The sequence below is a fragment of the Streptomyces sp. T12 genome (assembly GCF_028736035.1).
Lineage (GTDB): Bacteria > Actinomycetota > Actinomycetes > Streptomycetales > Streptomycetaceae > Streptomyces.
In genome coordinates, this window is the sequence record NZ_CP117866.1 from 1,492,455 (window position 1) to 1,513,315 (window position 20,861).

Here is a 20,861-nt window from a genome sequence, read left to right on the forward strand (position 1 = left end):
TGACCGGATGCCGGTCACCGTTCTCCTCGTCGACGACGAACCCCTCGTACGCGCCGGTCTGCGGGCGGTGTTGGAGGCGCAGCCCGACATCGAGGTCGTCGGGGAGGCGGCCGACGGGGCGGCGGTGATTCCGCTGGTGCGGCAGCTGCGGCCGGACGTGGTCGCCATGGACGTACGGATGCCGCTGCTGGACGGGATCGAGGCCACGCGCGCGGTGCTGCGGACGGTCGACGAGCCGCCGAAGATCGTCGTCATCACGACCTTCGAGAACGACGAGTACGTGTACGAGGCGCTGCGGGCCGGCGCCGACGGCTTCCTGCTGAAGCGGGCCCGGCCGGCCGAGATCGTGCACGCGGTGCGGCTGGTGGCCGAGGGCGAGTCGCTGCTGTTCCCCGCCTCGGTGCGGCAGCTCGCCGCACAGTACGGCGACGACGGCGGGAACCGGGCGGCGCGCGCCGTACTGGAGCGGGCCCGGCTGACCGAGCGGGAGGCCGAGGTGCTGCGGCTGATGGCGCGCGGCCTGTCGAACGCGGAGATCGCCGCCCGGCTGGTCGTCGGCACGGAGACGGTGAAGTCGCATGTGAGTGCCGTCCTGGCCAAACTCGGGGCGCGGGATCGCACGCAAGCGGTGATCACGGCGTACGAGTCGGGGTTCGTGGCGCCGGGGTGATCCGGGCCGGCGGGGCGAGCGGCGTGGCCCGACGGCCGGTTCGGCGGTGCCGGTGAACGGACCGGTCAGTAGGCGGGAGGGTGCCCACCCCTCGCCCGCGCCCGCCCCGGCGAGTAGCATCCGCCCAACATGCGCACGAGCTGGGAGGACGGACGTTGGGGCAGCTGACCGGCGGGGATCCCTCGCTGCTGCGAAGGATCAATTCCGCGGTGGTGCTGCACGCGCTGCGTGCCACGGACGCCGCGACACTGACGGAGATCACCCGGGTCACCGGGCTGTCCCGCCCGACGGTCGAGGGCGTCGTCGAGGGCCTCATCGAGGCGGGTTACGTCGTCGAGAAGGCCGCCGACGAGAGTGTCGTACGGCGCCAGGGGCGGCCCGCGCGACGGTTCCGGTTCCGGGCCGAGGCCGGTCATCTGCTGGGCGTGGACATCGGGTCGCATCGGGTCGCGGCGCTCCTCGCCGACCTGGACGGCCGGGTGCTCGGCTCCATCGCGAAGGACGTCGACGAGACGGCTCCGGCCGACGAGCGGCTCGAACGGCTGCGTACCGCGGTCGCCGAACTGCTGCGCCGGGCCGGTGTCGCACGCAGCTCGCTGCGGGCCGTGGGCGTCGCGACGCCGGGCATCGTCGAGGCGGACGGCACCGTGCGGCTCGGCGCCGCGCTGCCCGAGTGGACGGGGTTGCGGCTGGGCGAGCGGCTGAGCCGGTCCTTCAAGTGCCCGGTGCTGGTGGAGAACGACGCCAACGCGGCGGCGGTGGCCGAGCACTGGAAGGGATCGGCCACCGAGTCCGACGATGTCGTGTTCGTGCTGGCCGGGCTGAGCCCGGGCGCCGGGTCGCTGATCGGCGGGCAACTGCACCGGGGCTTCGGCGGGGCGGCCGGCGAGATCGGCGCGTTGCATCTGCTGGGTCGTGAGGCGACTCCGGAGACCCTGCTGTCCACCACGGACGAGCCGCTGCGGCCCCTCGACGAGCACGCCGTCGCGGAGGTCTTCGCGCAGGCCCGAGAGGGCGACCAGGGGGCCCGCGCGGCCGTCGACCGCTTCATCCAGCGTCTCGTCCACGACGTGGCCGCCCTCGTCCTCGCCCTCGACCCCGAGCTGGTCGTCGTCGGCGGCTGGGCGGCCGGGCTGGACGGTGTACTGGAGCCCCTGCGGCGCGAGCTGGCCCGCTACTGCCTGCGCCCGCCGAAGGTCGCCCTGTCCCTGCTCGGCGAGGCGGCGGTGGCGACGGGCGCGCTGCGGCTGGCTCTCGACCATGTGGAGGAGCAGCTGTTCGCGGTGGAGGGGACGGTGACGGCGCGGCGCTGACGCGCTCGGAGGTCAGCCGCCGGACCGCCCCGGTGCAGTGCCAGGTGTGCTGGTGAACGCGTCGCGCCCCGGAGTGGCTCCGGGGTGCGAGGCATGTGCCGGTACGGCGGTCAGGACGCCCGGCGTTCCGGGTCCTGGTGGATCTCCACGCCGCCGGAGTCACCGAAGGTCAGCCGGCACGTGTCCGCGCGGTAGGTGGCGACGGAGAGCGCCGCGGTGCGGCCCTCGGCGATGTAGCGGGTGGTCACGACGAGGACGGGCGCCCCCGGCAGACGGTCCAGCTCCTTGGCGTCGTCGGCGCGGGCCGAGCCCAGCTCGACGGCGTTCTCCTGGCCCTCCAGTTCCCGGCGCTGCAGCTCGCGCAGCACGGCACGCGCGCGTGCCGCTCCGGACGGGGTGTCGATGGCGGAGAGGTCGGGCACCGACGACTGCGGGATGTACAGCAGCTCGGCGGCGACGGGCTGCCCGTGCGTCACGCGGGAGCGGCGCACGATGTGCACGGGCTCGTCCCGGCCGCTCTCCAGGGCGTCGGCGACGGACGCGGGCGGAGCCGCCAGTGCGCAGTCCACGGGCTGCCAGACGTCGTCGGCCGCACCCGGCCAGGCGTGCTGCTCGGTGCCGACGGCGACTCCCACGCGCGGCGGCGCGACGGTCGTACCGACACCGCGGCGGCGCTGCAGCCTGCCTTCCAGTTCGAGCTGTTCCAGTGCCTGGCGGAGTGTGGCCCGGGCGACGCCGAAGCGGGCGGCCAGGTCGCGCTCGTTGGGCAGGATCTCGCCCACGGAGAACTCGGATTCCAGTGCCTCAGTGAGCACGGTCCTCAGGTGCCAGTACTTCGGTTCCGGCACCGATTCCAGCTGCGTGGTCCCCACCCTGTCCTCCGCAATCGCCGTGGCCCATCGGCGTTTTAGCGCCCTTGTTTATTAAAGGTTGTTTCACTTCTCTGCGACCATAGGGCGGCCCTGAGGGTTGGTCAAGACCAATAGCCGGGAACGTTCACGGCGGCGGCGCGCGCCGCCGCGTCCGTGACGCGGCGGCGGGATCTACTCCGTCGCCAGCGACGTCAGTTTGTCGGGGTTGCGAATGATGTAAACGGCCTGGACGCGCCCGTCCAGCACGTCCAGCTGGAAGACCGCATCGGGCTTGCCCCCGGACAGGGCCAGCACCGCGGGTCCGCCGTTGATCTCCAGGAAGCGCCAGGACAGATCGGCAGCGCCCTTGCGCGCGGCGCCTACGATGAAGCGGCCCACCTTGTCGGCCGTCTCCAGGACCCGCAGCGGCGCCTTGGCCTTCCCTCCGCTGTCGCCCACGAGGCGGACGTCCGGGGCCAGCAGGGACATGAGCCCCTCCAGGTCGCCGCCCGCGGCCGCGGCCAGGAATCGTTCGGTCAGATCGCGTCGCTGGGTGGGGTCCACCTCGTAGCGCGGCCGCCGCTCGTCGACGTGCTTGCGGGCCCGCCCGGCCAGCTGCCGCACCGCCGCCTCGCCGCGGTCGAGCATGGTGGCGATCTCGGCGTACGGATAGCCGAAGGCCTCCCTGAGGACGAACACCGCCCGCTCCAGCGGTGACAGCGACTCCAGGACGACGAGGACGGCGAGGGAGACGGAGTCGACGAGGACGGCCCGCTCCGCACTGTCCGGGACGGTGTGCCCGAAGTCGGTGACGTACGGCTCCGGCAGCCAGGGGCCGATATAGGTCTCACCCCGCGCCTTGACCTGGCGCAGCCGGTCGATGGCGAGGCGTGCGGTGATGCGCACCAGGTAACCGCGCGGTTCGCGCACCTGTGACCGGTCGGCGCCGGACCAGCGCAACCATGCCTCCTGCACCACGTCCTCGGCGTCGGCCACGCGGCCGAGCATGCGGTAGGCGACCCCCAGGAGAACGGGGCGGTGCTCTTCGAAGACGTCGGTCTCGGTGTCGGTGGTCACCTCACCATCCCAGCCGACGCGTCCGGCCGTGTCCAGGCGAAATCGGCGCCGCCGGGCATGAAGGATTCAATCCCGTGGGGCGCGGGACGCGTTGAGGGGCCATCCGTCTTCCAGGTCGGCGGCCACCAGGGGCTACCCGTCGGTAGCAATTGCTGACAAGCTGTCTAAGCCGTCCGTCAGCATGTCCCAGACGAGGAGCACCCCATGTCCGCCACCGTCTCCTTCGAGGTCCCCTCTCCCCGCGGCCCGCAGAGCGTGACCGTCGACTACGCGCGCGTGGGGCACGGTGAACCACTGCTCCTGCTGCACGGCATCGGTCACCACCGGCAAGTCTGGGACCCGGTGGTGGACATCCTGGCGGCCGAGCGTGACGTGATCTCCGTGGACCTGCCCGGGTTCGGCGCGTCTCCCGGCCTGCCGGACAGCCTCAGCTACGACCTGGCCACGACGACGGCCGTCTTCGCGGCCTTCTGCGAGGCCGTGGAACTCGACCGGCCGCATGTCGTGGGCAACTCCCTGGGCGGACTCATCGCGCTGGAGCTCGGCCGCGAGAAGCTCGTGCGGTCCGTCACCGCGCTGTCCCCGGCCGGGTTCTGGTCCGAGGCCGAGCGACGCTATGCCTTCGGCGTGCTGCTCGCGATGCGGCACATCTCCCGGCGGCTGCCGGTGCCGCTGGTGGAGCGGCTGTCCCGGTCGGCGGCCGGTCGTACGGCCCTGACGAGCTCGATCTACGCCCGCCCGGGCCGCCGTTCACCCGAGGCCGTGGTCGCCGAGACCCTCGCGCTGGCGCGGGCCACGGGCTTCGATCAGACCCTCCGGGCCGGCCGGACCGTCCAGTTCGCCGACGACATCCCCGGGATCCCGGTCACCGTGGCGTGGGGCAGCAGGGACCGGCTGCTCGTGCGCCGGCAAGGGGTGCGCGCCAAGCAGATCATTCCCCGGGCGCGTCTCGTCAGGCTGCCCGGCTGCGGCCACTGCCCGATGAACGACGACCCGGCCCTGGTCGCGCGCGTCATCCTCGACGGCAGCCGCTGACCCGCGCGGGGCACGCGTCAACGCGCCGGAGCCCAGGGCGACTCCGGCGCCGACGAGCGCGCTGCCCAGGGCTTGGACGGCGCCGTAGGAGCCGGTTCCGACGAGCGGGGCGGTGCAGGCGGCGGCCACCGGGATGAGGCCGGAGAAGAGCGTGGCGCGCTCGGCGCCGATCCGTTGCATGCCGATGTACCAGCACACGAAGCCGACGACGGTCACGACCACCGCCTGCCACAGCAGCGCGACGGTCTCCGTGGCGTCGGGGCGCCGCAGCCACGCGGTGCCGTCCAGCAGCAGCCCTGCCGCCGCGGACTCCACGGCGGCGATCCCGCACACGGTGGCGGACAGCAGCCGCGGTCCCAGGGGCCGCAGCACGGGCACGGCGAGGACCGCGAAGCCGACCTCGCCCACGAGCGCGCACGCGGAGAAGGCGATACCCGTGCCGTCCGTACGGCCCCAGCCCTGCACCGCGAACGCGCCCGCAGCCACGATCAACGCCCCGTACAGGACGGTGCGTTGGGGGCGGCGTCCGTCCAGCAGAGGGACGACGACGGCCACGACCACGGGCGCACAGCCGACGAAGACACCGGGCACCGCCGGTTCGGCCGTGCGCTCGGCGGCGATGACGGCGAGGTTGAAGCCGACCATGCCGACGGCCGCCAGCACCGCGAGGCGGGCCCACTGACCGGCGGCGAGTACCCGCAGCCGGGCCGTGGCGTCGCGCCCCGCCAGCGGGACGAGCAGGAGACAGGCGAGGCCGTAGCGCAGGGACTGGCCGCCTGCGTACGGGTAGTCGCCGAGGAGGCTGTTGGCGGTGAAGGACCCTCCGACAAGGACACAGGCGAGCGCGGCGAGCAGGGCACCGCGCGTGGTGGTGGCGTTCATGGCAGCGACGCTAGGAACCGCCGCGGTCCGGATTAAGGTCCACTTTCATGACTCCATCGGAGACCAATTCCGCCGGGGGGCCGGCCGGGCAGACCGAGCGCACAACGCCCTCTACGGCACCCTCCGCAGGCGACGCGGAGCGTCATGTGCCCTCCCCCGCCTGGGAGTTGCTCCTGCCGGCAGCGTCGGCGCCTGCACGCGCGCGAGGGCGTTCGCTGCAGGCGGCGTTGCGTGAGGCGGTGCGGTCGGGGCGGCTCACGCCAGGTACGCGGCTGCCGTCGAGCCGGGATCTCGCCGCCGACCTCGGTGTGTCGCGCGGGCTGGTCACCGAGGCGTACGAACAGTTGACGGCGGAGGGCTATCTGCGCAGCGGCCGGGGTGCCGGGACCTGGGTGGGCGACGCCGTACGGGCCGCCCGGCCACGCGCGCGTGACCTCGCTCCGCGCTCCACCGACGCCAGGGCCGACTTCGTACCCGGGACGCCGGACGTGTCGCTGTTCCCGCGTGCCGCGTGGGCGGCGGCCCAGCGCGGGGTGCTGGCCGAGCTGCCGCACCACGAGCTCGGCTATCCCGACCCGCGCGGGCTGCCCCGGCTGCGTACGGCACTCGCCGAACTGCTCGCTCGCCGGCGAGGTGTCGTCGCGGACCCCGAGCGCATCGTGGTCGTCTCCGGCGTGGCGCAGGCGACGACGCTGCTCGGCCTCGTGCTGTACGCGCGCGGGATGCGCGAAGTCGGCGTCGAGGACCCGGGGAGCCCGCAGCACGACGCCCTCTATGCCGCCGCCGGCGTCACCACCCTGCCGCTGCCGCTGGATGACGAGGGGCTCGCCATGGGGCCACTGCGGGAGTCGGGCGTACGGTCCGTCGTCACGACACCGGCCCACCAGTTCCCCACCGGCATCGCCTACTCCGCCCGTCGTCGCACCGAGCTGCTCGACTGGGCGCGGTCCGTCGAGGGCTTCGTCCTCGAGGACGACTACGACGGCGACTTCCGGTACGACCGCGCCCCCGTCGGGGCACTCCAGGGACTCGACCCGGAACGCGTCGCGTATGCGGGGTCGGTCAGCAAGTCCCTCGCTCCGGGCCTGCGGCTGGGCTGGCTGCTCGTGCCGGAGTTACTGGCCGACGAGGTCGTCGAGCGCAAACGCACCATGGATCTCGGTTACCCGACCCTGGATCAGGCGCTGTTCGCCCGGTTCCTGGAGCGTGGTGACTACGACCGCCAGTTGCGCCGCTGCCAACGCGCCTACCGGGAGCGTCGCGACACCCTCGTCGCCGCTCTGGAGGAGCACTTTCCGGGCGCGCAGGTGACCGGGATCGCCGCGGGGCTGCACGTCATCGCCGCACTGCCGGAACGGTACGGACCCCAGGAGCGGTTCCTCGCGCGCGTGGCCGCGGCCGGTGTCGCGGTGCGCCCCCTGACGGACTACGCACACGCGCGTGCCGGTGACAGCGGCCGGCCAAACGTGCGGCTGGTCCTGGGATACGCGCACCTGTCGCCCGCCCGGATCCGGGCGGGCGTACGGCTGATGGCCGAGGCGGTCGCCGGCCGGGGCGCCGCAGCTGCCGGTAGGTGACCGGAACCGTACGTCTGCCTGTCTCCCGCATGACTCCCCGGGTTCCTTGCCGATGCGGTCAGTTGTTCACTTGTGGTTTCCGTGTGCGCTGCGGCGCACCAGTAGTTGTGGCACTGCACACTGGCCGGATCCCGCCCCTGGAGGCCTCCATGTCACACCGTCCGTTCCCGGGTCGTCGCAGCGTCCTGCGCGGCTCGCTCGCCGCCTCGGCGGCGCTCACCCTGCCCCCGGCGCTCGGCTCGGCACCGGCGTTCGCCCTGTCGGGTCGCCCCAAGGCGGGCTGGGGCGTTCAGGCGGGAGACGTGACCTGCGACTCGGGGCTGGTGTGGGTGCGGTCGGACCGTCCGGCCCGGATGATCGTCGAGACGTCCGCGACCGAGTCGTTCCGCAACCCGCGCAGATGGCAGGGCCCGCTGCTCGGCGCCGACACGGACTTCACCGGCACGACCCGGCTGCGCGGCCTGCCGTCCGGCGAGCAGATCCACTACCGCGTGCTGCTCGCCGACCCGGACGACCCGCGCCGCACCGGGGAGCCGGTCACCGGCACCTTCCGTACGCCCTCCGCGCGGCGGCGTGACGGCGTGCGCTTCGTGTGGTCGGGCGATCTGGCCGGGCAGGGCTGGGGCATCAACCCGGACTTCGGCGGCTACCGGATCTACGACGCGATGGCCGCGCTGGACCCGGACTTCTTCATCTGCAGCGGCGACAACATCTACGCCGACGGACCGATCTCGGCCGCCGTCACCCTGCCCGACGGGAGCACCTGGCGGAACATCACCACCGAGGAGAAGTCCAAGGTCGCCGAGACGCTGGCCGAGTTCCGCGGCAACTTCCGCTACAACCTGCTGGACGAGAACCTCAAGCGGTTCAACGCGCAGGTCCCGTCCATCATCCAGTGGGACGACCACGAGGTGACCAACAACTGGTACCCGGGTGAGATCCTCGGCGACGCCCGCTACACGGAGAAGAACGTCGACGTCCTGGCCGCTCGCGCCCGGCAGGCGTTCTCGGAGTACTTCCCGATCTCGACCCTGCGCCGCCCCGACGGCCGCGTGTACCGGGTGATCCATCAGGGTCCGCTGCTGGACGTGTTCGTGCTGGACATGCGGACCTACCGCAACGCCAACTCGACGGACGACCAGGCCACCGACGCTCAGGGCATCCTGGGCGCCGAGCAGCTGGACTGGCTCAAGCGTGAACTGTCCCGCTCCCGTGCGGTGTGGAAGGTGATCGCCTCCGACATGCCGCTCGGCCTGGTGGTACCGGACACCGGCGACGGCAAGCCGAACATCGAGGCCGTCGCTCAGGGCGACCCGGGGGCTCCGCTGGGGCGTGAGCTGCAGATCGCCGAGCTGCTGCGGTTCATCAAGCACCGCGGGATCACGGGCACGGTGTGGCTGACCGCGGATGTGCACTACACCTCGGCCCAGCACTACCAGCCGTCGCGGGCGGCCTTCACCGACTTCGCGCCGTTCTGGGAGTTCGTCTCCGGCCCGCTCAACGCGGGCGCGTTCCCGGCGAACACCCTGGACAACACCTTCGGCCCGGAGCGGGTGTTCATCAAGGCGCCGACGACCGCGAACGTCTCGCCCGCCGGGGGCTACCAGTTCTTCGGCGAGGTCGACATCGACGGCGGCAGCGGCGAGCTGACGGTGCGCCTGCGCGAGTCGGACGGCACCGTGCTGTTCACGCAGGTGCTGCAGCCGGGCCGGGTCGGTCAGTGATTCCCGTAGCCTGATCTCCCGTAGCCTGAAACCCGTGCCGCGCACCGGTGTCATCCCCCGGTGTGCGGCACGGTGGTGTGCGGCACGGTCGTCCTGGCCGTGGGGGACTCCTGCCGAACTCCCCCTCCCACACCGGGTTTTCGCAGGTCAGGACCGATTGTCAGTGGTCACCTCTACGGTTTTTCCATGACGCGATCTCTACAGGCCGTGGCCTATCGCCGACCCTCCGTGCTGGAGTCCGCAGTGGACGGACAGCGCTTGGGGCTCGAGACCTCACGGGGTGCGACGCCTTCGGGCGTCGAGGACCATCCGCGGTTCTTCGCAGGCTTCCTGACGTCTCCTCAGGTGGCCTCGGCCGGGCTGCTCGCGGTGGCCGACGTGGCGGCCGCGCGCTACTACCAGCGGCAGCTGCGCGCCTCCCTCGACCCGGTGGTGACGGGCAACGGCGACCGGCTGCGCTTCGAGTCCTTCTCGGGCTGCTGCGGGGTGTACGCCCGCCTGGACGTGCTGGAGGCGGGCCTCGACGGCGGCGAGGTGGGCCACGGCACGACGAACGTCGACGTCAACAACCCCCTGCGCGAGGCCCTGTCCAGGATCGGCGCGGACGATCCGCTGCATCTGCGGGTGGGCCCGCAGGAGTTGGCCGTGACCACGCTGGACGGTCCGGTCGTGGAGAAGAAGGTGCCGCTCCCGGACCGCTGGCTGCGGGGCTTCGCGCAGGCTCAGGTGACAGCGGCCGGCTTCGACCTGCGGGCCGAGCTGCCGGCCGCCGAGGCCGTGCGGTTCCTGCGTGCGCTGCCGCGCGGTGGGGCGCGCGGCGCTTCGGTGGGCGCGCGGTGGGTGGTGCCCTCGGGGAGCGGGCTGCGGCCGACCACGCGCGCGGTGCCCGGTGCGGTGTGCCTGCCCGGCCCCGAGCGACTGATCGCGCTCCAGCGGGTGCTGCGCCATGCCACGGCCCTGCGGGTGTACGGCCCCGCGGTGACCGGCGGGGGCGCCGCGACAGCCAGTGCCTGGGAGGCGGTCCTGCCCGGTATGCGGCTGACCTTGACACTGTCGCCGGACGCCTCGCGCGGCTTCTCCGGTGAGGGCGGCGTCCTCGACGCGCTCGCCACCGACGAGGCCGCCGAGGACGCGGAGCTGGTCGCGGTGCTGCTGGCCTGGGAGCCCCGCATCGACGTCGCCGACCTGGCGGCAGCGTCGGGCCTCACGCCCGAGCGGGTCCGGTCGGCTCTGATCCGTCTGGGCACGTCGGGGCGGGTCGGCTACGACACGGCGGAGGCGGCCTACTTCCACCGGGAGCTGCCGTACGACGCCGAGCGCGTGGAGCGCCACAATCCACGGTTGCGCTCGGCCCGCGCGCTGGTGTCGGCGGGCGCGGTCGCGCTGGACGGCGCCGTGGGGACGGTGACGGCCGAGGACGGCCATGTGCACCGGGTGCGCGACGCGGCGGGGGTGCTCAGCTGCAGCTGTCTGTGGTGGGCGAAGTACCGGGGTGGGCGCGGGCCGTGCAAGCACGCGCTGGCGCTGCGGATGGTGCGGCGAGGCATCGCTTCGGCGCAGGCGGACATGGCACGGGTCGACGGGGGTGCGCGATGAGTTCACTGATGGACGCGGTACGGGCCGGGCGGACGGCCGACGCGGTGAGTCTGCTGGACGGGATGACGGACGCCGAACGGCGGGTGCTCTTCCCCGAGTTGAGGGCATTGCGCAAGGAGCTGCGGGCGGATCAGTGGACGATGCAGTCCCGCCGCGCCTATCCGACCCTGCATGCGGCGGGGGCCGCGTGCCAGACCGGTGCGGCGGGCGTGGCGAGTTGGCTGGCGGCCTCCGACATGCGCTGGTGGCCCGCGTCACCGGGAGTGCTGATCGACGTCCTGGGTGACCGGGCACCCGGCTGGCTCGCCGATGTGGCGCACCGGATCGCCGAGCGGCCGGTCGCTGCGCAGGTGCCGTATGAGCTGATGGCGGGCCTGGTGCGGCTTTCCGGCTGCCCGGTGCCGACGACCGAGGCCTACGTCCACGGGTGGGTGGAGCACATCAGCCACGTCTGGCAGCGCGGCGACACGGTCCTGGACCGGCTGCGCAAGGACCCGCACCTCGCGCAGCTCGCGGCCGCGCTCTTCGAGACGAACGACATCGGCAGCCGTCTGGCATGGGCCCCGACCGAGGGTCCGAACAGCTGGACCGAGGCGCTCGCGCGGCTCACCGCCGAGGGAGTCCTGGACCGGAAGGCGACGGTCGACGCATGCCTGGCCCGGCTGCTGCGGGGCGGTCCGGCGGCCGACCACCGGGTGTTCCTGCGCATGCTGCAGGCATTCGCGCTCACCCGGGACGAGGAGCGGGAGCACACGGCCGACTGGCTGGCACTGGCCTGCGACGCCGCCTCCGTCGTGGCCGCGCACGCCCAGTCGGTGCTCGCGTCACTGGCCCTGGACGGTGAACTGACCACCCACCAGCTGGTCGAGATGTCGGGCGCCGTCCTCTTCCGCACCGAGAAGAAGCTCGTACGCGCCCAGCTCGTGCTGCTGGGCAAGGTGATCGCCCGCGACCCGCTCGCCGCCGGGGAGCTGCTGCCCGCCGCCGCACAGGCCTTCGGGCACGAGGACTCGGACGTGCAGGAGCGGGCGCTCAAGCTGGTGGAGCGGCATGTCGGCAAGGTCCAGGGCGAGGACGCGCAGAACGAACTCGCGTCGGCTGCCGAGCAGTTGATCCCGGTGCTGCGAGCGCGGGCGGTCCGGAGCCTGGGAGTGGCTCCGGCGTCCCTGGAGCCGGTGCCGTACGAGGAGGTGCTGCCGCCCGCACCCGAGCCGGTGCGGGTCGCACCCGCACCGGAGTCGGTGACCGAACTCGCCGAAGAGGTCGGTGCATTGCTGGCGTCGGGCGCGGACGTGGCGACGTTCGAGCGCACGTTGGACGGTTTGGTGCGCCATGCGCACCAGGACAGGGCCGCTTTGGTGGAGGCACTCGGCCCCGTCGTGGCGCGCCTGTGGTGGGTCACCGCGGAGTCCCCGCAGATCCGGCCGAGCGAGTACTTCGGCAACCGGCCGCACAGCCTGGAGCTCCTGCTCGCGACGCTGCTCGACAAGGTTCCCACCGCCGCTCTGCACGCCGCGGTCCAGCACGGGACGTCGGGGTCCGAGTGCGTCCACGGCGCGCTCGCTCGTGCCTTCAACGCCCGTATCTGGGAGGTGGCGTACCGGATCCGTACGGAACCGCTGCCGTTCCTGCTCTCCACCCCCACCTGGGGCACGGGCCTGCTGGAACCGGACGAGCTCGTGAGTCGCCTCGCCGAGTACCGGCGCCGTGACGCGCAGGTCTCGGCGGCCGACTTCGCTCAGGCGCTGCTGCGGGTGCGGCGCGAGGACCGTACGGCGGCCGCGTCGGCAGCGTCCCGCGCGGCGGCGCTCGGCACCGTCGAAGGGGCACGGCTCGCGAGGTGGCTCACCGCCCAGTCCCCGGCTCTGCCCGCCGAGAGACGGCGGACGGCCGGTCCGCGCATCCTGCTGGAGTTCGGTGAGCTCCTGGAGCTGCAGGAGGACTTCCCGGCGGAGTTCCGGCCTCTCGGCCGACCGGTGAGCGTCTACCGGGAGCGCTGGCACTGCTACCACTGGGAGGACTCCATACGTCAGCACTGGCTCGCCCTCCTGCCCGAGCGGCGTGAACTCGTCGCGGCCAGGCTGCTGCGCGACCTGTCCACGGTCGCCGTGGACGAAACCCGGGGTGCCGCCGCGATCCTCCCGCTCCTCGCCGAGTCCGGCGGCGAGGCCGGTGAGGCCGTACACCTGGCCGTGGCGTACGGGCTCGGTGCACGGCATCCGGAGGACCGGCTCGCCGCCGTGGACGCCCTGCTGGTGCTGGCTGCGCGCGGGCAACTGGACGCGGCCCGGCTGGGCGCGGATCTCGGGCAGTTGGTGCGGCGCGGGGCCGTGAAGACGTCGCGGCTCGTGGAGTCGGCGCGGACGGCGGCGGCCACGGGGGCGAACGCGACCATATGGGGGATGCTCCGGCACACCCTGCCCGTCCTGCTCGCCGATCTCGCGACCGCAGGGGCGGCCGCGCCGGCACGGGGACTCGCGGATCTCCTGGCCGTGGCCGCGGAATGCGCCGAGCGAACGGGGGCACGCGAGGAACTGCCGCACCTGGCGCGGACGGCGGACCGCCGTGGCTCCTCCCGGCTCGTGACCCAGGCCCGGCGGCTGCGCAGCGCGCTGGCGGAGCCGGTGGCCGCCTGACGCGGCATGGCACCGCCCCTGTCGGTCCCGCAACCTGATTGAAAAATTCACAAACCAGGCATAAGGGTTCTTTACCGCCCGGTCACAAAGCGTTCGTGATCACGCAACACCGTTCCTTCACAGTGGGTGCATGAGTCGAGACATGTCTGATGTGACGCGCGCAAAGCACGGACGTCCTGTACACCACTGGCGGCGGGACGTCATCGAACTCGCCGCGCTCTTCACGGCGGTGGCGGTGGCCGACGCGGTGGCGAACCTGATCGGGCACGGGCCCGACGGGCCGGCGGTGCTGCTGGTCTCGGCGGCCGTGCTGGCCGCCACGGCGGGGTTCCACACATGGTGGGCACGCCGCCACGGTCACGCACCGCCGACAGGCGATACCGGTGCCCGGCCGCGCTCCGAGGAGCGGGCCGGGCGGTCGGACGCCGGACAGCCGGACCAGTCGGAGGACGCGGCCGCGACGGTGCCCGGAGAGAGTGCGCTGTGGCGGATGCGGACGACGGTGAAGGACGAACCGGGATCGCTGGCCGCGCTGTGCACGGCGCTCGCCGAGCTGCGGGTGGACATCCTGAGCCTGCAGACGCATCCGCTGGCCGAGGGCACGGTGGACGAGTTCCTGTTGCGTGCGCCCGGCGGGCTCGCGGCGGCCGAGATCACCCGAGCGGTCTCGATGGCCGGCGGTGCCGGGACCTGGATCGAGCGGGCCGACGCCCACGACCTGGTGGACGCGCCGACCCGGGTGCTCGGCCTCGCCACCCGTACCGCCCTGGACGCGGCCGAACTTCCGCTGGCACTGCGGCAGTTGCTGGGCCGCTGCACCATCCGGTCGCTGCCCGCCGTGCCGGCCGGGGGCGGCCGGGGGCCGGAGCCGGTACCGGTGGAAGGGGCTCTGGACGACACCGTGATGCGGCTGCGGGCGCCGGAAGGTGGAGTGATCACTGTGGAGCGGCCGTATCTGCCGTTCACGCCGACCGAGTTCGCGCGGGCGCGGGCGCTGGTGGAGCTGGACGCGCGGCTCGGCCCGCGCGTGCCGCGCAGCCAGGACGTGCTGACGCTGCCGGAGGGCAACGACATCACCGTGCGGCGGGCGGACACCGGTGACCATCGGGCCGCCAGGGAGATGCACGAGCGGTGCTCGGCGCGAACGCTCGGGATGCGGTACCACGGGCCGGTCGGCGATGCCGACCGCTATCTCAACCATCTGCTCAGTCCGCGTTTCGGGCGGACGCTCGCCGTGCAGACCGCGTCGGGGCGCATCGTCGGGCTCGGTCATCTGCTGTGGGACGGTGACGAGACGGAGGTCGCGCTGCTCGTCGAGGACGAATGGCAGCGGCGCGGCATCGGCGGTGAGTTGCTCGGCAGGTTGGTGGCGATGGCGGTCGAGGCGGGCTGCGAGAGTGTGTACGCCGTGACGCAGTCGTCCAACACCGGCATGGTCGCCGCGATGCGTGGCCTGGGCCTCCCCCTCGACTATCAGATCGAGGAGGGGACCCTGGTCATCACGGCCCGGCTGAACGCTCCGCTGGTTGAGCCGGAGGGCAGCGTGGGGGTTACGGGGCGACTGTCGAGTGCGGGTGAGTTGTGGAGGGCCGAAGCACCGTAGGGGCCGCCGCTTCCAGCGCTCCGTTGAGGTCCGCCCACAGGTCCTCCACGTCCTCCAGACCCACCGACATCCGCAGCAGCCGGTCGCTCACCCCGGCACCCCGGCGGTCGTCCTCGTCCACGATGCGGTGGCTGATGGACGCCGGGTGCTGGATGAGGGTGTCGACGCTGCCGAGGCTGACGGCGGGGGTGATCAGGCGGACGCCGGCGATGACGTCGTGCGGGTCGTCGTGGACCTCGAAGGCGATCATGGCGCCGCCGATGCGCGGGTAGTGGACGCGGGCGACGCGCGGGTCGGCGGCGAGGCGGCCGGCGAGTTCGGCGGCGGTCGCGGAGGCGGCCCGTACCCGGACGGGAAGGGTCGCCAGGCCGCGCAGCAGCAAGTAGCCGGCCAGCGGGTGCAGGACGCCGCCCGTGGCGAACCGTATCTGCCGCAATCGTCCGGCGAACTCCTCGTCGCAGGCCACCACGCCCGCCATCACGTCCCCGTGCCCGCCGAGGTACTTGGTGGCACTGTGCAGCACCAGCCGTGCGCCCTGTTCGGCGGGGCGCTGCAGCACGGGCGTGGCGAAGGTGTTGTCCGCGAGCAGCGGGACCGAGCCGCAGGCATGGGCCACCGCCCGCAGGTCCACCTCGGCCAGCGTGGGGTTCGCCGGGGACTCGACCATCACCAGGCCGGTGTCCGGACGCACTGCCTCCGCGATCCCCGCGGGGTCGGTCCAGGTCACCTCCGAGCCCAGCAGTCCGGCGGTCAGCAGGTGATCGCTGCAGCCGTACAGCGGGCGTACGGCGACGACGTGGCGCAGGCCCATCGAGGCCCGTACGAGAAGAACCGCGCTCAGCGCCGCCATCCCGCTGGCGAAGGCGACCGCCGCCTCGGTGCCCTCGAGGCGGGCCAGGGCGGTCTCGAAGCGGGCGACGGTCGGATTGCCGAGGCGGCCGTAGACGGGCGGGCCGTCCGGCTCCGCGCCGGTCGTGGCGAACGCGTCGATGCGGGCGGCCTCGCCACGGCTGTCGTAGGAGGGGTAGGTGGTCGACAGGTCGATCGGCGGGGCGTGCAGTCCCTGCCGCGCGAGGTCGTCGCGGCCGGCGTGCACGGCCTCCGTGGCAAGGGCTCTCGGTGCGGTGCGTACGTCGTCGTACCCGTGCATACCGTCGTATGCCTCTCTGCTCGCTGAGTCCATGGGCGGAAGACTGAACACCGGCCGGGTGGCGGCGACGAAACCCCGTGTTACGTTCGGGCCATGGCTGAATCTGTCGTACTGGATCCGGTCGACCTGCATCTGCTGCGGCTTCTGCAGAACGACGCCCGGACCACCTACCGCGATCTCGCCGCGCAGGTCGGGGTCGCGCCGTCGACCTGTCTGGACCGGGTGACGCGGCTGCGCCGTGCGGGCGTGATCCTCGGCCATCAGCTCCGGCTGGACCCGGGCAAGCTCGGCCGAGGGCTTCAGGCGATGCTGTCGGTGCAGGTCAGGCCGCATCGGCGGGAGCTGGTGGGGCCGTTCGTGGATCGGATCCGGGCGCTGGCGGAGTCGCGGACCGTCTTCCATCTCACCGGGCCGGACGACTATCTCGTCCATGTCGCGGTCGCGGACATGGCGGATCTCCAGCGGCTGGTGCTGGACGAGTTCACGTCCCGGCGTGAAGTGGCGCGGGTGGAGACGCGGTTGATCTTCCAGCAGTGGGACTGCGGGCCGCTGCTGCCACCCGACGCGCCGGGAAACACGCCCTCAGCGAAATCGGCCTGACTCGGGGCAGGGGCGAGTGAAACCAGGCTGACGCGGCAGCGGTCGCCGTATGAGGATGGACCGCATGTCAGAGACCAACAGCCCGCTGCCCCGTGAGGTCGCCGACGCCTACGTCGACGAGCTCATCGCCCTCGACCCGGTCACCGGTACGTATCTCGGCGTGAAGGAGAGTTCGAGCAAGCTCCCCGACCTCTCGCCCGCGGGCCAGGAGGCGCTCGCGGACCTCGGGCGGGCCACGCTCGCGCGGCTCGACGAGGCCGAGCGCCGGCCCGGCGCGGACAGTGACATCGAGCGCCGGTGTGCGCGCCTGCTGCGCGAGCGGCTGACCGCGGAACTCGCTGTGCACGAGGCCGACGAGGGCCTGCGCTCGGTCGGCAACATGGCCACCCCCGCGCACTCGGTGCGCGAGGTCTTCACCGTCACGCCGAACCAGTCCGACGAGGACTGGGCGGCGATCGCCGAACGGCTGCGCGCGGTGCCGGCCGCGTACGCGGGCTACCGCGAGTCCCTCGCCCTGGGCCTGGAGCGCAAGCTGTACGCGGCTCCGCGCCCGACCACCACCTTCGTCGAACAGCTCACCGAGTGGTCCGACTCGGGCGAGGGACGCGGCTGGTTCGAGGACTTCGCCTCGGCCGGTCCCGAGTCGCTGCGCGCGGAGCTGGACGAGGCCGCCCGCGGGGCGACGGCCGCCGTGGTGGAGCTGCGGGACTGGATGCGCGACGTGTACGTGCCGGCGATCGAGGGCGCGCCGAACACGGCGGGCCGCGACCGTTACCTCCGCTGGGCCCGTTACTTCAACGGCATCGACCTCGACCTGGACGAGGCGTACGCGTACGGCTGGTCCGAGTTCCACCGGCTGCTCGGCGAGATGAAGAAGGAGGCCGAGAAGATCCTTCCGGGCGCCGCGACGCCGTGGGTGGCGCTGGCCCACCTGGACGAGCACGGCAAGCACATCGAGGGCGTCGACGAGGTCCGCGAGTGGCTCCAGGGCCTGATGGACGAGGCGATCGAGAAGCTCGACGGCACGCACTTCGAACTCGCCGAGCCGGTACGCAAGGTGGAGTCGTGCATCGCCCCGCCCGGCGGTGCGGCGGCGCCGTACTACACGCCCCCGTCGGAGGACTTCTCGCGTCCGGGCCGCACCTGGCTGCCGACGATGGGCCAGACCCGCTTCCCGGTCTACGACCTGGTCTCGACCTGGTACCACGAGGGCGTCCCCGGCCACCACCTCCAGCTCGCGCAGTGGGCGTACGTCGCCGGGAACCTCTCCCGTTACCAGGCCACCATCGGCGGGGTCAGCGCCAACGCCGAGGGCTGGGCGCTGTACGCGGAGCGGCTCATGGACGAGCTCGGCTTCCTCACGGACCCGGAGCACCGGCTCGGTTACCTCGACGCGCAGATGATGCGGGCCGCCCGTGTCATCGTCGACATCGGCATGCACCTGGAGCTGGAGATCCCGGCCGACTCCCCGTTCCACCCGGGCGAGCGCTGGACTCCGGAGCTGGCCCAGGAGTTCTTCGGCTCGCACAGCAGCCGTCCCGCGGACTTCGTGGAGAGCGAGCTGACCCGGTATCTGACGATCCCGGGGCAGGCCATCGGCTACAAGCTCGGCGAGCGCGCATGGCTGCTCGGCCGCGACAAGGCGCGCGAGCGGCACGGCGACGCCTTCGACCTCAAGGCCTGGCACATGGCGGCCCTGTCCCAGGGGTCGCTGGGCCTGGACGACCTGGTGGACGAACTGGCCGCCCTGTGATCAGCGCCGGAACCCGCCCTCGGAGTCGATGACCTGACCGGTGATCCAGCCCGCCTCGTCCGTCGCCGGCCAGGCGATGAGGCGGGCCGGGTCGTCGGGCATGCCCCACCGGCCGGCGGGGAAGCGGGCCGCCACGGCCTTGTACGCCTGTCCTGGCCGGAGGTCATCATCACGACGCGGCCGCCGGGGCCGGCCGGCCTCAGCCGGGCGTGTGCCTGGACGAGGAGCAGCACCGAGCGGGTGTCGACCGCCCAGTGCGCGTCGAGCATCGCGGCGTCGATCTCGTCGAGGGTGCCGTCGGAGCCGCTCCGCGCGTGGTTGGCGATCAGGATGTCGAGCTGCCCGCCGAGTGCCGCGGCGGCCGTGGCGACCGGTTCGGCGGGCGCGGCCGGGTCGGTGAGATCGGCGGGCCCTGCGAGGACCTGGGCATCCGGGTCGCCGAGCGCTTGGCGCACGGAGGCGACGACGTGCTCGGGGCGGTCGGCTCCCCACGGCATGGCGGCGTCGTGCGGCCCATGGTGGTGCAGATGGACGCTCGCCCCGTACGCGGCGAGCCGCCGGGCCACGGCGTGACCGATGCTGGCGCGTCTGCCGGCCCCGGTGACCAGGGCGGTCCGGCCGCGCAGGGGCAGGGGATCGCGGCGCAGGGCCTCGGGGGCGGGGTGCGGGAGTCGGGGCATGGCAGTCCATGAGGGGGAACGGCCGGGTGCGGCGCACCCGGTTGTTCGCGCGGGCCCGCCGGGTCAGTTCGGCAGTCGTCGGAGCTGGACGAGCCCCAGCCAGGTTTCCGGGCCGGGCTGCACCTGGGCGGCACGGACCGCGTACGCCCCCGGCTCCAGGGCCACCCGCAGGTGCTCGGTCCGTTCCGTCTCCGGTCCTGGCCAGGCCGAGTCGAACAGGACCACCGTTCCCGGCACGTTCCAGCGCACCTCGCGTTCCCAGACCGCCGCGGCGAGGGCAGCCGGGACCCCGGCCAGGAGTTCCTCCTCGGAGTCGGCCGCGCACCAGCGTACGAAGATGCCGTGGTCGGGCAGATAGGAGGTCGAGGCGGGCTCGTCGCCGAACACCAGCGCCGCGCTGTCGCCCACGGGCAGGAGTCCGACGGACCCGTCGACCTCGCAGGCCCGGTCGTAGTCCGAGGCCGTCTCGTCGCCGTCGGCGCCCGCCCAGAACGGCAGCACCGTCTCGGGTACGGCTATCAGGGGGCCGCCGCCCGACTCCACCCACTGCACCGTGCCCGGTTCCGCGTATCGCACCATGGCAGCAGAACCTACACGCACCGCGGCCTCACCCGGTCGCCGTGTCCGACTCCCGCCTCAGCAGCCGCAGTTCTCCGCGTCCACGGGCACCGTCAGCGGGTCGGCCTCACGACGCTCGCGACCCTGCCAGGTCTCGAACTCGAAGCCCTCGCGTGCCCAGTACTCGAAGCCGCCGAGCATCTCCTTGACCTGGTAGCCGAGTTCGGCGAGGGCGAGGGCGGCGCGGGTCGCGCCGTTGCAGCCGGGGCCCCAGCAGTACGTCACGACGGGCACGGACTTGTCGAGGAGCTGCGCGGCCTGCTCGGGGATGAGGGCGTGCGGGAGGTGGATCGCGCCGGGGATGTGGCCCTGGTCCCAGGACTCGGTGGAACGGGAGTCCAGCACCACGAATCCGGGGTCGCCGTCGGCCGCGAGCGCGGCGGCGACGTCGGACACGTCGGCGTGGAAGACGAGGCTCGCCCGGAAGTAGGCGGCGGCCTCGGCCGGTGCGGCGGGCGCGTCGCGCAGTACGGGGTTCACGGTGGTGGTGGTCGTGATGGCGGTCATGATCTGGTCCCTCCCTGGCGGATCTCGATGATCAGAAATCTACGGCCGGTGATCTTCTTCCTGAAGAGCCGTTCCACGGTGTGGGCCTTGATCTGCCGGGGATTCCCCTGCTATTCCTCGGACATGACCGCGTATTCCCCGGACGCCACTGACTGGCGCATCCTCGATGTCCTCCAGCGCGAAGGGCGCGCCAGCTTCGCCGAGTTGGCCCGTGCCGTCTCCATGTCCGCGAGCGCGGTCACGGAACGGGTGCGGCGGCTGGAGGAGGCCGGCGTCATCCAGGGGTACGCAGCGGTCGTCGACCCCGAGGCGCTGGGCATGCCGATCCTGGCCTTCGTGCGTCTTCGGTATCCGAACGGCAACTACAAGCCGTTTCACGACCTGGTCGCCGCGACGCCGGAGATCCTGGAGGCGCACCACGTGACGGGCGACGACTGCTTCGTCATCAAGGTCGCCGCGCGGTCGATGCGGCACTTGGAGGAGGTGTCCGGCAAGATCGGCACGCTGGGCTCGGTGACGACGAGCGTCGTCTACTCATCCCCGCTGCCCCGCCGCCCGCTGGGCCACTGACGTCGCCCGACGTCCCCCG

General features: G+C 72.8%; 16 protein-coding genes and 2 pseudogenes. 11 read left to right on the plus strand and 7 right to left on the minus strand.

All coding sequences use genetic code 11. The features are described from left to right. The first annotated feature begins 7 nt into the window (after positions 1 to 7). Together PBV52_RS06525 and PBV52_RS06530 are read left to right on the plus strand one after the other, a co-directional pair. Positions 8 to 670, plus strand: coding sequence for a response regulator transcription factor (locus PBV52_RS06525; RefSeq protein WP_274237332.1), 663 nt, complete (start codon positions 8 to 10; stop codon positions 668 to 670). A gap of 155 nt (positions 671 to 825) precedes the next feature. Beyond that, positions 826 to 1,983, plus strand: a complete 1,158-nt coding sequence (locus PBV52_RS06530) for an ROK family transcriptional regulator (RefSeq protein ID WP_274237333.1) — start codon at positions 826 to 828, stop codon at positions 1,981 to 1,983. Between the two features lie 110 nt (positions 1,984 to 2,093). On the opposite strand, the gene PBV52_RS06535 is transcribed toward PBV52_RS06530, so the two are convergent. Together PBV52_RS06535 and PBV52_RS06540 are read right to left on the minus strand one after the other, a co-directional pair. After that, on the minus strand, positions 2,094 to 2,855 hold the full coding sequence (locus PBV52_RS06535) for a GntR family transcriptional regulator (RefSeq protein ID WP_274237334.1): 762 nt from the start codon (positions 2,853 to 2,855) through the stop codon (positions 2,094 to 2,096). A 171-nt stretch (positions 2,856 to 3,026) separates the two neighbouring features. Then, positions 3,027 to 3,911 carry an RNA polymerase sigma-70 factor gene (locus tag PBV52_RS06540; protein ID WP_274237335.1) on the minus strand — a complete coding sequence of 295 codons (885 nt, stop codon included), beginning with the start codon at positions 3,909 to 3,911 and terminating at the stop codon, positions 3,027 to 3,029. A 204-nt stretch (positions 3,912 to 4,115) separates the two neighbouring features. Here PBV52_RS06540 and PBV52_RS06545 point away from each other — a divergent pair, with 204 nt between their 5' ends. After that, positions 4,116 to 4,946: an alpha/beta fold hydrolase gene (locus tag PBV52_RS06545; protein WP_274237336.1), complete on the plus strand. Its 831-nt coding sequence runs from the start codon at positions 4,116 to 4,118 to the stop codon at positions 4,944 to 4,946. Between the two features lie 93 nt (positions 4,947 to 5,039). On the opposite strand, the pseudogene PBV52_RS06550 reads toward PBV52_RS06545, so the two are convergent. Beyond that, a pseudogene (locus tag PBV52_RS06550) lies at positions 5,040 to 5,828 on the minus strand (EamA family transporter); the annotation flags it as partial. 47 nt (positions 5,829 to 5,875) lie between these two features. Between PBV52_RS06550 and PBV52_RS06555 the strand changes: the two are divergent. The 5 genes from PBV52_RS06555 (at position 5,876) to PBV52_RS06575 (ending at position 14,964) form a co-directional block, all read left to right on the plus strand. Beyond that, complete coding sequence (locus PBV52_RS06555) at positions 5,876 to 7,405, plus strand: PLP-dependent aminotransferase family protein (protein ID WP_274237337.1); 1,530 nt, start codon at positions 5,876 to 5,878, stop codon at positions 7,403 to 7,405. A 149-nt stretch (positions 7,406 to 7,554) separates the two neighbouring features. Further along, a complete protein-coding gene (locus PBV52_RS06560; protein WP_274237338.1) occupies positions 7,555 to 9,129 on the plus strand; it encodes an alkaline phosphatase in 1,575 nt (524 codons plus the stop codon). A 186-nt stretch (positions 9,130 to 9,315) separates the two neighbouring features. Beyond that, positions 9,316 to 10,725, plus strand: coding sequence for an SWIM zinc finger family protein (locus PBV52_RS06565; RefSeq protein ID WP_274237339.1), 1,410 nt, complete (start codon positions 9,316 to 9,318; stop codon positions 10,723 to 10,725). Continuing rightward, positions 10,722 to 13,361 carry a DUF6493 family protein gene (locus PBV52_RS06570; RefSeq protein ID WP_274237340.1) on the plus strand — a complete coding sequence of 880 codons (2,640 nt, stop codon included), beginning with the start codon at positions 10,722 to 10,724 and terminating at the stop codon, positions 13,359 to 13,361. Before PBV52_RS06565 ends, PBV52_RS06570 begins: the two co-directional genes overlap by 4 nt. A 142-nt stretch (positions 13,362 to 13,503) precedes the next feature. Next, on the plus strand, positions 13,504 to 14,964 hold the full coding sequence (locus tag PBV52_RS06575) for a GNAT family N-acetyltransferase (RefSeq protein WP_274237341.1): 1,461 nt from the start codon (positions 13,504 to 13,506) through the stop codon (positions 14,962 to 14,964). Here the strand turns inward: PBV52_RS06575 and PBV52_RS06580 are convergent. Further along, positions 14,912 to 16,114, minus strand: coding sequence for a PLP-dependent aspartate aminotransferase family protein (locus PBV52_RS06580; RefSeq protein WP_274249294.1), 1,203 nt, complete (start codon positions 16,112 to 16,114; stop codon positions 14,912 to 14,914). The genes PBV52_RS06575 and PBV52_RS06580 overlap by 53 nt on opposite strands. 93 nt (positions 16,115 to 16,207) lie before the next feature. Here PBV52_RS06580 and PBV52_RS06585 point away from each other — a divergent pair, with 93 nt between their 5' ends. Both PBV52_RS06585 and PBV52_RS06590 read left to right on the plus strand, forming a co-directional pair. Further along, on the plus strand, positions 16,208 to 16,714 hold the full coding sequence (locus PBV52_RS06585; protein ID WP_274237342.1) for an Lrp/AsnC family transcriptional regulator: 507 nt from the start codon (positions 16,208 to 16,210) through the stop codon (positions 16,712 to 16,714). Between the two features lie 64 nt (positions 16,715 to 16,778). Then, positions 16,779 to 18,467 (plus strand): DUF885 domain-containing protein, encoded by a 1,689-nt coding sequence (locus PBV52_RS06590; RefSeq protein ID WP_274237343.1) that lies wholly within the window; start codon positions 16,779 to 16,781, stop codon positions 18,465 to 18,467. Here PBV52_RS06590 and PBV52_RS06595 read toward each other — a convergent pair. The 3 genes and pseudogenes from PBV52_RS06595 to PBV52_RS06605 form a co-directional block, all read right to left on the minus strand. Then, a pseudogene (locus PBV52_RS06595) lies at positions 18,468 to 19,147 on the minus strand (SDR family oxidoreductase). Positions 19,148 to 19,210: 63 nt separating this feature from the next. After that, positions 19,211 to 19,726 carry an immunity 21 family protein gene (locus PBV52_RS06600; RefSeq protein WP_274237344.1) on the minus strand — a complete coding sequence of 172 codons (516 nt, stop codon included), beginning with the start codon at positions 19,724 to 19,726 and terminating at the stop codon, positions 19,211 to 19,213. Positions 19,727 to 19,783: 57 nt separating this feature from the next. After that, positions 19,784 to 20,272: a rhodanese-like domain-containing protein gene (locus PBV52_RS06605; RefSeq protein ID WP_274237345.1), complete on the minus strand. Its 489-nt coding sequence runs from the start codon at positions 20,270 to 20,272 to the stop codon at positions 19,784 to 19,786. 123 nt (positions 20,273 to 20,395) lie between these two features. Here PBV52_RS06605 and PBV52_RS06610 point away from each other — a divergent pair, with 123 nt between their 5' ends. Next, complete coding sequence (locus PBV52_RS06610; RefSeq protein WP_274237346.1) at positions 20,396 to 20,842, plus strand: Lrp/AsnC family transcriptional regulator; 447 nt, start codon at positions 20,396 to 20,398, stop codon at positions 20,840 to 20,842. The last annotated feature ends 19 nt before the right edge of the window (positions 20,843 to 20,861 follow it).

What these genes read in the sequence shown, in the direction of transcription:
- PBV52_RS06525 (WP_274237332.1), top strand. Translation starts at nt 8, where the DNA reads ATGCCGGTCACCGTTCTCCTCGTCGACGACGAACCCCTCGTACGCGCC.
- PBV52_RS06600 (WP_274237344.1), bottom strand. Translation starts at nt 19,726, where the DNA reads ATGGTGCGATACGCGGAACCGGGCACGGTGCAGTGGGTGGAGTCGGGC.
- PBV52_RS06605 (WP_274237345.1), bottom strand. Translation starts at nt 20,272, where the DNA reads ATGACCGCCATCACGACCACCACCACCGTGAACCCCGTACTGCGCGAC.
- PBV52_RS06590 (WP_274237343.1), top strand. Translation starts at nt 16,779, where the DNA reads ATGTCAGAGACCAACAGCCCGCTGCCCCGTGAGGTCGCCGACGCCTAC.
- PBV52_RS06545 (WP_274237336.1), top strand. Translation starts at nt 4,116, where the DNA reads ATGTCCGCCACCGTCTCCTTCGAGGTCCCCTCTCCCCGCGGCCCGCAG.
- PBV52_RS06575 (WP_274237341.1), top strand. Translation starts at nt 13,504, where the DNA reads ATGTCTGATGTGACGCGCGCAAAGCACGGACGTCCTGTACACCACTGG.
- PBV52_RS06565 (WP_274237339.1), top strand. Translation starts at nt 9,316, where the DNA reads ATGACGCGATCTCTACAGGCCGTGGCCTATCGCCGACCCTCCGTGCTG.
- PBV52_RS06570 (WP_274237340.1), top strand. Translation starts at nt 10,722, where the DNA reads ATGAGTTCACTGATGGACGCGGTACGGGCCGGGCGGACGGCCGACGCG.
- PBV52_RS06585 (WP_274237342.1), top strand. Translation starts at nt 16,208, where the DNA reads ATGGCTGAATCTGTCGTACTGGATCCGGTCGACCTGCATCTGCTGCGG.
- PBV52_RS06580 (WP_274249294.1), bottom strand. Translation starts at nt 16,114, where the DNA reads ATGCACGGGTACGACGACGTACGCACCGCACCGAGAGCCCTTGCCACG.
- PBV52_RS06560 (WP_274237338.1), top strand. Translation starts at nt 7,555, where the DNA reads ATGTCACACCGTCCGTTCCCGGGTCGTCGCAGCGTCCTGCGCGGCTCG.
- PBV52_RS06555 (WP_274237337.1), top strand. Translation starts at nt 5,876, where the DNA reads ATGACTCCATCGGAGACCAATTCCGCCGGGGGGCCGGCCGGGCAGACC.
- PBV52_RS06610 (WP_274237346.1), top strand. Translation starts at nt 20,396, where the DNA reads ATGACCGCGTATTCCCCGGACGCCACTGACTGGCGCATCCTCGATGTC.